We start from the raw sequence: 15193 nt of genomic DNA, 5'->3' as shown, positions 1-15193 counted from the left end.
CTAGATGGCGGCCCGTTTGATCGAGGGGCAAGCCGCGCCCGCCATCGGCCGGAAACTGCTGGGCCAGGGCAGCGTTTACGCCGTCGCGACAGTGGCGCCCATCCTGGTGACGCTCGGACTCACCCCGGTCCTGACCCGCTTGCTGGGACCCTTCGAATACGGCTTGGTGGGCGTGTCCATCACGCTTTACCAGCTCGGAGCAGTCCTGCTGGGCCTCGGATTCGCCACGTCCATCACGCGCCACGCAATCGTGGAGAAGTCGGGCCTGGCGGGGGCACGGGGCATTGCGGCCGCGAGTGCCCTGCTCGCGGTGCTGCTCGCCGGGGTACTTCTGGCCGCGGCGCCGCTGTGGGCGCCGCTCATGATGCCCGCGGGCCATCGCGGCCTGGTGGTCTGGCCGTTGATCTCCGCGGTGGGGCTATCGGTGCTGACCGGGAGCCAGTCCATGTTCCGCGCTTCCGAGAATGTCCGTGCCTTCACCTTCTTCGCGGCGCTCTCCGCCGTCGTCCCCATCGGCCTCGGCTTGATCATGGCCTCGCTGGCCGGGGCGACCGCGGCCAATTACCTGCCCTTCGTCGCCGCCGGGCACTTGGCCGTCGGCGCCCTCTCCATGCTTTGGGCCTGCCGCGGCTCGCGCCCAAGAATCACCGTGCAAGAGACGCTCGCAGCGCTCCGCGTCGGGCTGCCGACGGTCCCGCACCAAGTTGCGAGCTCGCTTCTGCTGGTGGTCCTGGTGGCGGTCACCGTGGCATCCTCCGGGGTGGCGATCGCCGGTGGCCTGCAACTGGCCATCACGCTTGGCTCGACACCGATGGTGCTGCTGGGCGCGATCAACAACGCCTGGGCGCCAATGGTCTACCGAAGCCCGGAAGCGCAACGAACCGCCCTCCTGGGCAGCACCTTCCGCACTGTGTCCCTCTTGGTGCTCCTGCTCCTGGCCGGATTCGCGGTCGTGGGTCCGCCGGTCATCCATCTGGTGGGCGGTCCGGTGGCCGACCAGCCGGGCGTCGTGCAGAGCGCCATGGTGGTCGCAGCAGCAACGGCGGCCATGAGCGCCTACCTGGTCAACACCCACCTCGTGTTCCTCAGCGGACGCACCGGGCTGCTGGCGCTGACCACGCCGCTGGCAGCTGCCGCGGCCGTAACCCTGGCCGCGGTCATCGCAGGACAAGCGTCCGGCCCCTTGTGGGCGGTCGCCGCCGCGATCCCGGCATTCCAGCTGTTCCAGTGGCTCTGGAGCCTCTGGCTTCGCCGCCGCACCGGGCTTCCGATGGCCCCCACGCTTGGCGGCATCATGACCTCGGCGCTGGGGCTGACGGCCCTCGCGGCGGGCGCCCTTACCGGTGACTTCCGGGTGGCCCTGATCGTCTCCGTCGCGGCGCTTGCCCTCGGCGTATTCCAGAACAGGCGGCACATCACCGCCCAAGTGAGGACCCCCAGTGCGGCCTAATCAACCTGGCGCCATCTGCCTCGCCGTGTATCGGCCGGACCCCGGCCTGCTGCGGGTGCAGCTCGAGTCAATCGCCGCCCAGACACTGGCGGACTGGACGTGCGTGATCGGCATCGACGGGCGCGATCCAGAAGCGGTCCGGCAGATCGGCGACGTCGTCGGCTCCGACGCCCGCTTCGTCATCCGCGAATTCCCCGAGCGCCTCGGCTTCTACCGGAACTTCGAACGGACCATGGCGGAGGTACACCCCGACGCCGCGTGGGTGGCCCTGGCCGACCAGGACGACTACTGGTATCCGAACAAGCTCGAGATCATGGTGCCGGCGCTGGAATCGCATGCCTTGGTGGCTGGCCAGGCGCGAATCGTTGATTTGCGCGGCGGGGACGACGCAGCGCCGGACACCTTCACCGACCGGACCATGCACGGACTCGGCCCGCTGCTCCTCGACAACTGCGTCACCGGCAGCCTGTCTGTCATGCGGGGCTCGCTCCTTAAGGTGGCACTGCCTTTCCCGGCGCCGACCGACGCCGCGTACCACGACCACTGGCTCGCGCTTTGCGCCGACGTCGACGGCGGACTCAAAATCCTGCCCGACGTCGTCCAGGACTACCAGCAGCACGGGGCAAACGTTATCGGCGAAGAGCTGGGGCGCTCCGCCGCCAGCCGCCTTGCCAAACTTCGGGGCGCTTCGGCCGGAGGGCTTGGCGGCCAACTGGACCACCTCAGTGAACACCGCTTCGGCTGGAGGGCCCGGATGTGCCGGACGCTCCTCGAGCGGGCACCTATTCCTGAGGAAAAACTGCGGATCGTGAAGGCGTTCGCCGCACGTTCCGCCAACCTGCAGCTTGCTAACATCATCATTCGTGCCGTCGTTGCACACCACTCACCTCCCGCACGCTCATTGGCCATTCTGGCCGGCAGCATCTGGGCGGGGCGTACAAGGAGGACCCTCACATGACCGCATCCAACTGGACCATCATCACGGTCAGCTACAACAGTTCGGCTGATCTTCAACAGTGGTGGGCCGCCGAGACGCCCAAGCCCTACCGCTGGATCGTGGTGGATAACGGATCAACAGACGATTCCGTCGCGGTGGCCCGTGGCCTTGGCGCCGAAGTCATCACGCAGGCAGAAAACCTCGGCTTCGCCACCGCCAACAACGCTGCCCTCGCGCTGGTCGAGACTCCCTATGTCGCCTTCGTCAACCCGGACGTGTCCGTGAACGCGGCCGATCTGCCCCGGCTGGCCGAGATGAGCCGGACGCACGGCGCCGTCGTCGCACCCCAGCTGGTCAACCCCGACGGGACCTTGCAGCCCAATGGCAGGGGCCTGCCGTTCCTGATGGACAAATTCGCCCACCGCGGGATCTCGCTTCCCGGTGCAGACGCCGAGGCGTACCTGCCGTCAACGTCCGAGGCGCCCACCTACGTTGCCTGGGCTATGGGCGCAGCCGTCTGCGGCTCCACGGAATACTTCAAAACCACCGGCGGCTGGGATCAGCGGTTCTTCCTCTACTACGAGGACCACGCCATGGGCCTCGACGCCTGGCGGAACAATGCGCCGGTGATCGTGGATCCCACGTCCCGGTGGGTCCATGGCTGGCGCCGCGAGACGCACGGCGTGAGGCTCATGCCCTGGGTGCGGGAAGTCGCCTCCGCCGTGAGGTTTTACCGGAGGCACCCCCTGTTGCTGCTGCCCGTGCGGCGGCCGGCGCAACGCCGTTACGCCGCGATTATTGAGCGTTCCGGCCAGCCGGTTGGGGCCGGCAAATGAGCGCCCCGGTGATGGCCAACCGCTGGGCCGAAGCTTTCCAACCGTCCGTATCCAAGCCCTTGCCACACGCCGGGCGCGTAGTGCGGGTCTTCTCGGCTGCGGTCCTGTTTTCCCTTGCCATCTGGGGCGCCGGAGCGGTCACCTTCGGGGCAACCCGCGACGGGTGGCTGATCTGCCAGGCCGTCATCACACTGGTTGTCACCTCGGTGATGCTGTACCGCTGCGTGGTGAGCCAGACCTTCAACATTGCCTGGACCATTTTCTGGACCTGGGCGTTCATCTTCATGGCCTTGGCCCCGGCCTTCCAGCTGGCAGCCTCACGGTTCCCCTGGAAGGGAACGTTCGCGGCCGGGACCGTCGCGACGGCGCAGCAGGTGGTCCTGGCCGGGCTCGCCGCAGCAGCAATCGGCTACTTCGCTGCACGCCGCCTGCCCTGGCGGCCTGAACCGACGACGTCGGGCCGCGGCCCGCGGTGGTGGCAGCCGGGGATCGGTGTAGCCATGACCGCAATGCTGTGGGCGCAGGTCGTCACCGGCCTGCTGTTCGCAGCGCTGATGGGATCCGGACTGACGACCGGCCGGGTGGCTTTCCGGGAGACCTTGCTTCGCGTAGCTGACCTCCCGGGCGGCGGTTCGCTGTACTTCCTCGCCGAAGCCGGCGCTATCGCCATCCCCGCCGCCGGCATTGCCTTGTACCGCAGCGGAATCAAGGTGTCCGGAAAACTCCTGGTGGCGGCCGTCGTCGCCGGAGCAATCGTGACCAACCCCCTGATCGGTTCACGGTTCCTCACGGGGAGCTTCGTCGTGGCCGTTGTAGCGGCGTACCTGATCAACAGCAAATGGCTCCGGTGGCTGCCGGCATCCACCGTGTTGGTGTTCGTCACCGTCTTCCCGACCCTGGACCTCATGCGCGGCGACGGGACCGGCTCCACGTCCGTGGGCGCATCCCTGCCGAGCGCCACCCTGCTCAACTTTGATTTCGATGCGTTCGAGATGCTGCTGCGCGAGGTCTCAGTGCAGTCCATCCCTGCCGGAATGCCGGACCGTCTGGACCTCTTCATCGCACCCTTCCTGCGCTGGATCCCGGTGCTGTCCAACCTCGTCCAGGGGCACGCCAGCGGACCCGTCGTCGCCAAGCTGACGGGGATGAACTACACCAACGTCTCCATGCCGCTCTGGGGCGAAGCCCACCTGGTAGGTGGCTTCCTGGGAGTCTTCGCGGCGTTCATCCTGATGGGCGTTCTCCTGGCCTGGGCAGGTCCCCGATTCCCCGGCACTACGGCGACGTTGTCGGGCCGGGCGATGGCCGCACCCGTGGGCGCCCTCCTGTTTATGGTCCTTCGCGGCTCCCTTTACGAGGTGCTGGGCTTCCTGCTGCTCGCCGTGGCGGTGGGCGTCGTCGTCACCGCCGCCGCCCGGAGCGGGTCCGGTGTGCCACAGGGTGCGCTCGACGACGGCGGGACACCGGTTCCCGCGGAGGCAGCCAACCGCCCCCTCACGGTGGCGTTCTACCTCCCGCAGTACCACGCGATTCCCGAAAACGATGAGTGGTGGGGGACAGGCTTCACCGAGTGGACGAACGTCCGGAAGGCCACGGCCCTCTTCGACGGACATGACCACCCGCGTCGGCCCGCCGACCTCGGCTACTACGACCTGACGGTGGCCGGTGTCGCCGACCGGCAGGCCGAGCTCGCCCGGGCCAACGACGTCGATGCTTTCTGCTTCTACTACTACTGGTTCGCTGGCAAGCGGCTGCTGGAACGCCCCATTGACGATTACGTCGAACGCGGGCCCGATTTCCCGTTCTGCATCTCCTGGGCCAACGAAAACTGGACGCGGCGCTGGGACGGCCAGGATCAGTCCGTACTGATCGGCCAGGACTACGCGGAGGGCACGGCAGAACAGGTCTTCCTGGACTTCCTGCCCTACCTCCGGGACCCCCGCTACCTGCGCAACGACGGGCGCGCCGTCATTATGGTGCACCGGGTGGACCACCTGCCCGACGCCCCGCAGTTCGCGCGGACGTGGCGTGAACTGGCCGACCAGCACGGCGTGGGCCCGCTGGAACTCATCGCGGCCGAGACCAAGCCCGGCATCCGTCCGGCCCCGTTCGGCTTCGACGCCGTCAGCGAGTTCCCCCCGGTCGGCTCCAACACCCTGGCCGCCGCCAAGCTGGTTCCGCCGGCCGGGCTAAGCCCGGACTTCCGCGGTCGCATCATGTCCTACCCGCGGATGGTGGACCGCTTTATGCGCCGCCCGGAGCCCGGCTTTGTGCGCTACCGCGCCGTTGCCCCTGGGTGGGACAACACCGCGCGGCGCTCCAACAACTCCACGATCTACCTGGATTCCTCGCCCGAAGGCTACCGCCGCTGGCTGCAGTTTGCCCGCGCCAGCGAGGCGCGGCGGCAGCACGGCATGGTCTTCGTCAACGCCTGGAACGAATGGGCGGAGGGCTCGTACCTGGAGCCGGACGAGACGCACGGCATGGACTACCTGAGGGCCACGCGGTGGGGCGCGGAACCCCTGCCGCGGCGGCCCCGAGCCGCGATCGGCAAACCGGGCTTCCCCTGGCTCCAATCGCTGGCGAAGTCAGCAGCCGGAAGCGTACTGGCGGCTTGGCGGATGGTGCGGAACAGCCTCGCCTCGCTCCGCCGTGGCTAGCACGGAGCTGGGGTTGGAGATTGCCGCCTCCCTGGCAATCGGGGCGGAAACGTCGTTGGATCGCCAGGGGCTCCGGGCAGCCGCGGGCTTCGGCGCCCTGCTCGGCGGCGCGTTACGGCGTCGCGGTGCCGGCCGCCGCCCCGTGGACGGCACCGTCCTGACCGCGTTTGCCAGCCCCGTCGCGCACGGCGCCATTCTGGCCGCGGCCGTGGGCGCCGCGCTGGCTGGCCACTCTGCGGAACTCGTCGCCGACGCCAGACACGCCTCCAAAGAATTGGAGGTGGGGTTCTCGTTTCCCGGGCTGGCGCCGGCTTCAATGCTGCAGGTCTCGAGCTGGCAGCGCCTGGCCCGCGCAGTCCGGCTCCGGCGGGCGCTTCCCGCCGGGGCCCTACGGACCCTTCCGGTGGCCCGCGTGTACGGGGAATATCTTTTCCTTGCCCAGGCCGTGCGGTACCAAGCGGCGGAAGACGCAGTGGCCGGGGCCGCGCTGGTGCTGACGGACTTTGACCGTGACAGTTACTGCCGCCCGCTGGTCTGGGTGGCCAAGAAGCTGGGCATTCCGACGATGACCCTGGTGCACGGAACGCCGAACCAGATGAATTACATCCCGGTCCTCGCGGACTGGGTGGGCGTCTGGGGAGCGGCGCAGGACGAGTGGTTCGGCCGGCACAGCCCCGGGACCGCGCGGGTGGTGATCGGGCGTCCGGAAGCCGAAGAGTTCCGTCCGCCGGCCGGCCGGCTGCGGCGTGTCATCCTCTGCCACTCGATGGAGGAGCTCTCCGAAACCGAAGGCCTCTCGTTGCGGGGGCTGGTCTCGGAACTGCGCGATCGGGGTGTGGCCAGTGAACTCAGGCTGCACCCCAGGGCCCGGAACCATACGGACCTCGGCAGCTGGGAACCCATTGCGGAACTAGCGGACCGGACCGAACTGGCCGAGGGTGACTTCTTTGCAAAGCTCCAGCCGGGCGACGGCGTGGTGGCCGTGACGAGTTCGGCCGTGGTCCAGGCCTGCGTGGCCGGGTATCCGGTAGCAGTTGTCGCCGACCCCGAGCGGGAGTTGCCCGCAGACGTGGACATTCTCGCCCGGCAGCCGAGCGGCCTGTTGGGGTTGCCCGGAGGCGGCCGGGACGACGCCGCGGACAATGAGCCAGGGGAGGGGCTGCGGAGCTCGCTGGTGGCCCTCACCGGCCAGGCCTCGCGCGCTGCCCTGAGGGACGCCGTCGTGCGTATCCTTGCGGAGGCTGGCTCCTCCCGGACCCCGGTCGAAGGACGGCGAGGGTAAGCCCAGCGGGTACCCGTCTTTGCTCCGAAGCATTCTCATTTCCCGGACCCGCTTGTAAGGTTCGGTTATGAATTTGGGGAAATCCGTAACCAAGGCTGTCATACCCGCTGCGGGCTTGGGCACCCGCTTCCTGCCGGCAACGAAGGCGATGCCGAAGGAAATGTTGCCTGTCGTGGACCAGCCCGCCATCCAGTACGTGGTGGAAGAGGCGGTCCGGGCCGGACTCACGGACCTGTTGATGATCACCGGGCGGCAGAAACGCGCCCTGGAGGACCACTTCGACCGGGCGCCCGCCCTTGAGCGGAGGCTGGAGCTCAAAGGGGACCTGGAACGGCTGGAGGCGGTGCAGCACGCCTCCAGCATCGCCCCCATCCACTACCTCCGCCAGGGGGATCCCCAAGGGTTGGGGCACGCGGTGCTGTGCGCCAGGCAGCACGTCGGCGACGAGCCCTTCGCGGTGCTCCTCGGAGACGACCTGATCGACGAACGCGACGAACTGCTGGGCGCCATGATCGACGTACAGGCCAAGACCGGCGGCTCGGTGGTGGCGCTGATCGAGGTGGACCCCTCCCAAATCAGTTCCTACGGCTGCGCCGCCGTCACCCCGGTGGCCGGCGAGGAGTACTTCAAGGTGAACGGCCTGGTGGAGAAACCCGCGCCCGGGGACGCGCCGTCGAACCTGGCCGTGATCGGCCGGTACGTGCTCCACCCGGCCGTCTTCGACGTCCTCGAAGAGACGGGCCCCGGCCGTGGCGGCGAGATCCAGCTCACCGACGCGCTGCAGACCCTCGCCGCCTCCGACGCCGAGGGTGGCGGCGTCCACGGCGTCATCTTCCAGGGCCGGCGCTATGACACCGGAGACAAACTCAGCTACCTCAAGGCCGTCATTTCGCTGGCCTCCGAGCGCGTGGAGTTCGGCGAAGAACTCAAAATCTGGCTCAAGGGCTTCATCAACTAACGCCCTTCCGGCAGCTAGCGCGTATCCAGGTCCTCGAACACCAGGAACGTCTGCGTATCCAGGACCCCGGGCATGGACTGCAGCTGGTCGAAGATCACGCGGCGCAGATCCACGTTGTCCACCGCGCGGACCAGCAGGATGACGTCGAAGTCCCCGCCTACCAGCGCGATGTGGTGCACCTCGGGAATCGCGCGAAGCAGCTCCCTCAGTTCTCGCCAGGAATGCTGGCGGACCTTCAGGGTCACATAAGCGGAGGATTTCAGCCCGGCCTTGATTGGATCTACCAGCGCCGTGAATTTGGTGAGCACACCCTCGCCGGTCAGCCGGGCAATCCGGGTGTACGCGTGGGCGCGCGAAATGTGGACGTTCTCGGCCACCTGGGTCACGGACATCCGCCCATCCCGGGTCAGCTCCGCAATGATGTCCCGGTCCACGTCATCCAGCGGAACCGCCTGATCCGCTTCTGTTCCTGCCATTTGTCCACGACCCCCGCCGGTAATCCAGCTCACATTTACATTCTGTCTTCCAGATTAGGGCAAATTCCGGGACTTCTCCACGATTTTGCCCAGAGGTGGATACGAAACAGCTCCCGGGGCCATACTGGGACGGAATAGTGGCTACAGAAGGACGGACCAATGACGATCTCCGCAGACCACCCTGCGCAGCAGCCTGTGGACGCGCAACACCCGGTTCCCGGACCGGCGGCCTCCGCCATGGCGGAAAACGCCGCCAGCGAGGCTGTGCGCAAGTTCGGCATCACGGTCGAGGACTACATGCTGCCCGCCCGGCACCCGATCCAGATCGTCGGACCCGACGGCGCGGTGAACGCCCACACCGAGCAGGGCGCCCAGCCCGGCCACGAATACAGCCTCCCCGGGGACGCGGAACTGATGGCCGCCTACGAGCAGCTCGTCGTCGGACGCCGCGTCAACGACCAAAACTCCGCCCTGGTCCGGCAGGGCCGGATGGCCGTCTACCCCTCCAGCCACGGCCAGGAGGCCTGCCAGGTCGCGGCGGCGCTCTGCCTCTCCGACGGCGACTGGATCTTCCCCACCTACCGCGACTCCGTGGCCGTGATGGCCCGCGGCGTGGACCCGGTCCAGACCATGACGCTTTTCCGCGGCGACTGGCACGGCGGCTATGACCCGGCCAAGCACAAGGTCGGCATCCAGTGCACGCCGCTCACCACCCAGCTGCTCCACGCCGTCGGCGTTGCCCACGCAGCCAAACTGCGCGGCGAGGACACCGTGGTGCTGGCCATGTGCGGCGACGGCGCGACCAGCGAGGGGGACTTCCACGAGGCGCTGAACTTCGCCGCCGTGTTCCACCTCCCGGTGGTCTTCTTCGTCCAGAACAACCAGTACGCCATTTCCGTGCCGCTGGCACACCAGTCGGTTGCGCCGTCGCTCGCGCACAAGGCCGTTGGTTACGGCATGGCCGGCGAACGCGTGGACGGCAACGACATTGTGGCGCTGCTCGCCGTGCTGGGCCGGGCCGTGAAGCTGGCCCGCGAGGGCTCCGGCCCGCTCCTGGTGGAAGCGCACACCTACCGGATGCAGGCGCACACCAACGCCGACGACGCCACCCGCTACCGGCAGGACAGCGAAGTGGCCGAATGGGTGGCCAAGGATCCGCTGAGCCGGATGAAGACCTACCTGACCGAGCGCGGGCTGCTCGACGACGACGGCGCCGCCCGGATCGCCGGCAAGGCCGAAGCCGTGGCCGCGCAGCTGCGCGAGGGCCTGGGCGAGGACGTCCCGGTGGATCCCCAGGATCTCTTCAAGTACGTCTTCTCCACCCCGACCCCGCAGCTGAAGGAACAGTCCGCCATGCTCGCCGACGAACTGGCCCGCGACGCCGCCTCCGCCACGACTTCCGAGGAGTCCGCACGATGAGCCCCACCATCACCACCTCCTCCGAGGCGAACGGCAACGTCAGCGCTGCCACGGCCCGGGCTGCCGCCAAGGCCGCGGTTGAGGCCGAAAAATCAGGTCCGCAGAACATCACCCTCGCCAAGGCGCTCAACACCGCCATGGCCGACGCCATGCACGCCGATGACTCCGTCCTGGTCTTCGGCGAAGACGTCGGGATGCTCGGTGGCGTTTTCCGCATCACCGACGGTCTCACCAAGACCTTCGGGACAAGCCGCTGCTTCGACACCCCGCTGGCCGAGTCCGGCATCGTGGGCATGGCCGTGGGCATGGCGATGAACGGCATGCGCCCGGTCATGGAGATGCAGTTCGACGCCTTCGCCTACCCGGCGTTCGAACAGATCGTCAGCCACGTGGCCAAGATGCACAACCGCACCAAGGGCACCGTGAAGTTGCCCATCGTCATCCGCGTACCGTACGCCGGCGGGATCGGCGGAGTGGAACACCACTGCGACTCCTCCGAGGCCTACTACGCGCACACCGCCGGCCTCAAGGTCTTCACGCCGGCCACCGTGGCCGACGGCTACCGGATGCTCCGCGAAGCCATCGACTCGGATGATCCGGTGATGTTCATGGAGCCCAAGAAGCTGTACTGGTCCAAGGACCAAGTGGACCTGGACGCCCTGCGCGCCGAGCACGCCGCGAACACCGAACGCGGGACCTCCTCCGAGGGCCGAGCCGCCGTCGCCCGCCCCGGCACCGACGCCACGCTGATCGCCTACGGCCCGTCCGTTCCGACAGCGCTCGCGGCCGCGGCCGCCGCCGCCGAGGAGGGACGCTCACTCGAGGTGATCGACGTCCGCTCGATCGTGCCGTTCGACGACGAGACGGTCTGCGCCTCGGTCCGCAAGACCGGCCGAGCCGTTGTGATTGCCGAGGCCCACGGCTTCGCCTCCGTCGCCTCGGAGATCGTGGCCCGGGTCCAGGAACGCTGCTTCCATCACCTCGCCGCGCCGATTCGCCGCGTCACGGGCTTCGACGTGCCCTACCCGGCGCCGAAACTCGAGCACTACTACCTGCCCGGCGTGGACCGCATCCTCGACGCCGTTGACGACCTCCAGTGGGAAGACTGACCATGAGCGAACCCAAAGTATTCCTCCTGCCGGACCTCGGCGAGGGCCTGACCGAAGCCGAACTCATCAACTGGCTTGTGGCCGTGGGCGACGAAATCCGCGTGGACCAGCCGATCGCCGAGGTTGAGACGGCCAAGTCCATGGTCGAGGTTCCCTCCCCGTACGCTGGCACCGTTGCCGTGCTGCACGGCGAGCCCGGCCAGACGCTCGACGTCGGTAAGCCTTTGATTTCGGTGATGCCGGTTGGAGTCGCGGCTGGCGCTAGTGGAGCTGCCGCGGCTGGCGCCGCCACAGGCAATGCCGCCCCCGCCCCTTCGCCGGACAGCATCCGTCCTGCGGACGATGCTGCCGGCTCCGACAGGCCCGATGCCACTCCCGGGGCGGCAATGCCTGCGTCGGCTGGTAGCGCTGTCGACTCGCCGGCCGCTGTCGCTGACTCGCCTTCCGTTGTGGCCGAATCGCCGGCCGCTGTTGCTGCCGAGGTTTACCGCGAGGAGGAGAAAGCCGGGTCCGGAAACGTGCTGATCGGGTACGGGACGCCGGGCGGGCATGGGGTTACTCGGCGGACTCGGGCTCGGAAGGGTTCGGCCGGCACTGCGGTGGGCGAAGCTGCTGCCCTGGTCTCGGATGCTGAGAAGGCTGCTGACGACCTTTTGCTCCTGCGGACCCGGGTTCCGGGGAAGCTGGGGGCTGTGATTTCTCCGCTGGTGCGGCGGATGGCGCGGGACCATGGGGTTGATTTGGGGGAACTCCAAGGCTCGGGCACCAGCGGGCTGATCATGCGCCGCGACGTCGAGGCCGCGATCAAGCCTGCTCCGGCGGTTGAGCGCCCTGCCGCGCAGCCTGATGAGGCGCCGGTGCCGGCGGGCGAGACTGGCGGTGCCACCGACGCGCGGACCGGGCTTGGCATCTCCGGGCGCACCCCGGTCCGGGGCGTGCGAAAGGCCGTGGCCGCGAACATGAGCCGCAGCCGCTCGGAGATTCCCGAGGCCACCGTCTGGGTGGACGTGGACGCCACGGCGCTGGTGGAGCTGCGTGCCGCGCTGAAGAAGACCGACCCGCACCACACCCCGGGGCTGCTGGCATTCATTGCCCGCTTCGTCACCGCCGGGCTCAAGAAGTTCCCGGAGCTGAACACCCGGATCGTGACCACCGAGGACGCCGCCGGCGGGGCCAGCCAGGAAATCGTGGCCTTCGACGGCGTCAACCTCGGCTTCGCGGCGCAGACGGACAGGGGCCTGATGGTCCCCTCCGTGCGGAACGCGGACAAACTGAGTGCCCGCGAACTGGACGCGGAGATCCGGCGGCTCACCGCCGTCGTCCGCGACGGCAAGGCGACGCCTGCGGAACTGGGCAGCGGAACCTTCACGCTGAACAACTACGGCGTCTTCGGCGTGGACGGCTCCGCGGCGATCATCAACCACCCCGAGGTGGGGATTCTCGGCGTCGGGCGCATCATCGACAAGCCGTGGGTGGTCAACGGCGAGCTCGCCGTGCGGAAGGTCACCGAGCTGACGCTTACCTTCGACCACCGCGTCTGCGACGGCGGAACCGCCGGCGGATTCCTGCGCTACGTTGCCGACGCGATCGAGAACCCGGGGTCCGTGCTGGCCGATCTGTAAGAGACGGCCGGGGCTACTGCACGACGGGCCGGATGTCCGGCGCCACCCGGGACAGCAGGGTGCGGGCGGCCATCTGGGCCATCTTGCGGGTCGCCGGCGACAGGAAAGTGCCCTCCCGCTGGATCAGGGCGATCGTGTCGAACAGTGGTTCCGCAAACGGGACGGCATGGACGTTTTTCGGAAATCCCGGGCCGCTGGCAATGGCCTGCGGAACGAAAGTGTCCGCGGCGCCGGCAGCCACCAGTCCCAGGGCCGTATCGACATGCTCCACCTCGATCGCCGGATCGATCTTCAGCCCCTTGAGGTGGGCACGCTCCAATATCTGCCGGCGGGTAGGGTCGCGCCAGCCGGCGAACGCGTCGTAGAGCACCAGCTTCGACGCCGCCAGTTCCTCGATGGTCATGGGGCCGCGTGAGGGGTCCCGGGTGGCCGAGACGAAGAAGACTTCGTCCCGGAACAGTGTCCTGACCTGGAGCCCTGCCGCGGCAACCGGCAGGACAATGAGCCCGGCCTCAACCTCGCCCGACGCGACGGACTCGGCCACCGACACGGAGTTCAACCCCACCAGGCGCACCTTCACCTTGGGATACCGGCGGTGGAAGCGCTGCACCAGATCGGCCAGGTCGTAGTGGGCTCCATAGCGCAGCACACCGAAGGTGCAGACGCCACCCTCCAGCGCCGACATTGACCTCAGCGCCTCCATGCCGTTGTCGAAGGACGTGACGGACTGCAGCGCGTGCACCTGCAGCTCAACAGCGGCAGTGGTGGGAATGAGTTGCCGGCCGCCCCGGGTGAAGAGGCTGTGGTTGAGTTCGTGTTCGAGCCTGCTGATGAGCTCGGAGACGGACGCCTGGCTTGTTTCCAGTTTTCGTGCCGCGGCAGTGAAAGACCCGAGTTCGTAGGCCGCAAGGAAGGCCCGGAGTTGCGCGAGTGTCATGGCTCACCCTAACTATCAGAAGGCAATCCGCGGGTTTGTGAACGATCTTCAGGCATGGGATGCACTGCCCGCTGGCGCGGAATCAGCTAGTCAAAGCATAGGGCAACCCTATGCAAGACACATGACGGGGTCCCGTTGTGCGATGGCCCGGGCGTAAGTACCTTGTAGCCATGCACATCACCGACAGTGACAAGGCTCACATTCCCGGAAACTTTGTCACCCTCAAGGCCCCCGGCATCGAGGACGTGCCGGCGCAACGGCTTCCCGAAGTTGTGGCGACCGTCTCCTCGATGCTGAGCGACATTGAGGCCAACGGCATGGACGCGGCCCTCAAATACGCCCGGGAGCTGGACGGGTGGCAGGGCGAGAGCCTGGAGATCGGCGAGAAGGTGCTGGCGAAGACCGGCGAGGCCCTCTCCGCGGAGCTGCGGGAGGCCCTGATGGCCAGTGCCGAGCGAACCAGGTTGTTCGCGGTGGAGCAACGAGAGCACCTCTCCGATTTTGAAATCGAGCTCATCCCAGGAGTCTTCACCGGACAAAAATACGTCCCGGTGGCGCGCGTGGGTGCCTACCTTCCGTCGGGCCGGTTTCCGATACTCGCCAGCGCCTTTATGACGGTGGGAGTGGCCAAAGCCGCCGGCGTCCAGAACGTCCTGGCCTGCACGCCGCCCACAGCCGAAGGCCGCGGAAACCCCGCGGTGCTGTACTCCGCCTATTTGGCCGGGGTGGACAGGGCGTTTGCCCTCGGCGGCGTCCAGGCCATGGCTGCCATGGCCTTCGGACTGCTGGGGGAGCAGCCGGCCGACATCCTGGTCGGCGCAGGAAACGCCTACGTGACCGAGGCCAAGCGGCAGCTGTTCGGACGCGTCGGGATCGATCTGCTGGCCGGTCCGTCCGAGGTCGCCGTCATCGCAGACGAATCTGCCGACGCCGAACTCGTCGCCGCGGACCTCCTTGGCCAGGCCGAACACGGCCCGCAGTCCCCGGCATCCCTCGTAACGACCTCCCGCTCGCTCGGAGAGGAGGTCATCCGGCAGATCAACAAGCAGCTGCGGACCCTGGCCACCCGGGAGATTGCTGGGCCGGCCTGGCGGGACTACGGCACCGTCTACGTGGCCGAGGACCGGGAAACGGCAGTGCGGATCATGGACCTGCTGGCACCGGAACACCTGGAAATACAGACCTCGGACGATGCCTACTACCACGAAAACCTGCAGAACTACGGCTCCATTTTCCTGGGCCAGTGGTCAACGGTGGCCTACTCCGACAAGGGCTCATCCGGCACGAACCATGTGCTCCCGACCGGAGGCGGCGCGCGATCATCCGCGGGGCTCTCCGTGTCCCGGTTCCTCAAACCCCTCACGTTCCAGCGCATCGAAAAGAGTGCAACCCCGCGACTGGCCAACTACGTCACCACGATCTCCGACACCGAAGGAATGGCAGCCCATAAGGCAACCGCCACACTGCGGCTGGACCGCTTCAACCGGTAGAAATCCATCTCTAGCAA

General features: G+C 67.8%; 12 protein-coding genes. 10 read left to right on the top strand and 2 right to left on the bottom strand.

Annotated elements, in window-relative coordinates:
• Nucleotides 1-4 precede the first annotated feature (4 nt).
• The 6 genes from AC1DNC_RS10685 to galU all read left to right on the top strand — a co-directional run bounded on the left by AC1DNC_RS10685 (nucleotide 5) and on the right by galU (nucleotide 8123).
• Complete coding sequence (locus AC1DNC_RS10685; RefSeq protein WP_476862513.1) at nucleotides 5-1450, top strand: lipopolysaccharide biosynthesis protein; 1446 nt, start codon at nucleotides 5-7, stop codon at nucleotides 1448-1450.
• Nucleotides 1440-2408 carry a glycosyltransferase gene (locus AC1DNC_RS10680; protein WP_476862512.1) on the top strand — a complete coding sequence of 323 codons (969 nt, stop codon included), beginning with the start codon at nucleotides 1440-1442 and terminating at the stop codon, nucleotides 2406-2408. Before AC1DNC_RS10685 ends, AC1DNC_RS10680 begins: the two co-directional genes overlap by 11 nt.
• Nucleotides 2405-3223 (top strand): glycosyltransferase, encoded by an 819-nt coding sequence (locus AC1DNC_RS10675; RefSeq protein ID WP_476862511.1) that lies wholly within the window; start codon nucleotides 2405-2407, stop codon nucleotides 3221-3223. Before AC1DNC_RS10680 ends, AC1DNC_RS10675 begins: the two co-directional genes overlap by 4 nt.
• A complete protein-coding gene (locus tag AC1DNC_RS10670; RefSeq protein ID WP_476862510.1) occupies nucleotides 3220-5883 on the top strand; it encodes a glycosyltransferase WbsX family protein in 2664 nt (887 codons plus the stop codon). The genes AC1DNC_RS10675 and AC1DNC_RS10670 overlap by 4 nt, the downstream gene beginning before the upstream one ends.
• Complete coding sequence (locus AC1DNC_RS10665) at nucleotides 5876-7165, top strand: hypothetical protein (RefSeq protein WP_476862509.1); 1290 nt, start codon at nucleotides 5876-5878, stop codon at nucleotides 7163-7165. Before AC1DNC_RS10670 ends, AC1DNC_RS10665 begins: the two co-directional genes overlap by 8 nt.
• Before the next feature lie 67 nt (nucleotides 7166-7232).
• The gene (gene galU, locus AC1DNC_RS10660) at nucleotides 7233-8123 is read left to right on the top strand and encodes a UTP--glucose-1-phosphate uridylyltransferase GalU (protein WP_476862508.1); all 891 of its coding nucleotides are present in this window, start codon (nucleotides 7233-7235) and stop codon (nucleotides 8121-8123) included.
• A 14-nt stretch (nucleotides 8124-8137) separates the two neighbouring features.
• Here galU and AC1DNC_RS10655 read toward each other — a convergent pair whose 3' ends face one another.
• Complete coding sequence (locus AC1DNC_RS10655) at nucleotides 8138-8599, bottom strand: Lrp/AsnC family transcriptional regulator (RefSeq protein WP_476862507.1); 462 nt, start codon at nucleotides 8597-8599, stop codon at nucleotides 8138-8140.
• Nucleotides 8600-8758: 159 nt separating this feature from the next.
• Here AC1DNC_RS10655 and pdhA point away from each other — a divergent pair, with 159 nt between their 5' ends.
• The 3 genes from pdhA to AC1DNC_RS10640 are packed head-to-tail and all read left to right on the top strand — an operon-like array spanning nucleotide 8759 to nucleotide 12749.
• Nucleotides 8759-10018 (top strand): pyruvate dehydrogenase (acetyl-transferring) E1 component subunit alpha, encoded by a 1260-nt coding sequence (pdhA, locus tag AC1DNC_RS10650; RefSeq protein ID WP_476862506.1) that lies wholly within the window; start codon nucleotides 8759-8761, stop codon nucleotides 10016-10018.
• On the top strand, nucleotides 10015-11127 hold the full coding sequence (locus AC1DNC_RS10645) for an alpha-ketoacid dehydrogenase subunit beta (RefSeq protein WP_476862505.1): 1113 nt from the start codon (nucleotides 10015-10017) through the stop codon (nucleotides 11125-11127). Before pdhA ends, AC1DNC_RS10645 begins: the two co-directional genes overlap by 4 nt.
• 2 nt (nucleotides 11128-11129) lie before the next feature.
• Nucleotides 11130-12749 carry a dihydrolipoamide acetyltransferase family protein gene (locus AC1DNC_RS10640; protein ID WP_476862504.1) on the top strand — a complete coding sequence of 540 codons (1620 nt, stop codon included), beginning with the start codon at nucleotides 11130-11132 and terminating at the stop codon, nucleotides 12747-12749.
• 13 nt (nucleotides 12750-12762) lie between these two features.
• On the opposite strand, the gene AC1DNC_RS10635 is transcribed toward AC1DNC_RS10640, so the two are convergent.
• Nucleotides 12763-13686, bottom strand: a complete 924-nt coding sequence (locus AC1DNC_RS10635) for a LysR family transcriptional regulator (RefSeq protein WP_476862503.1) — start codon at nucleotides 13684-13686, stop codon at nucleotides 12763-12765.
• A 170-nt stretch (nucleotides 13687-13856) separates the two neighbouring features.
• On the opposite strand from AC1DNC_RS10635, the gene hisD reads away from it, so the two are divergent.
• Complete coding sequence (gene hisD, locus AC1DNC_RS10630) at nucleotides 13857-15176, top strand: histidinol dehydrogenase (RefSeq protein WP_476862502.1); 1320 nt, start codon at nucleotides 13857-13859, stop codon at nucleotides 15174-15176.
• Nucleotides 15177-15193 lie beyond the last annotated feature (17 nt).

Source organism: Arthrobacter sp. 01N442 (assembly GCF_056399345.1).
This window is presented reverse-complemented; position numbering and strand designations above follow the sequence as displayed.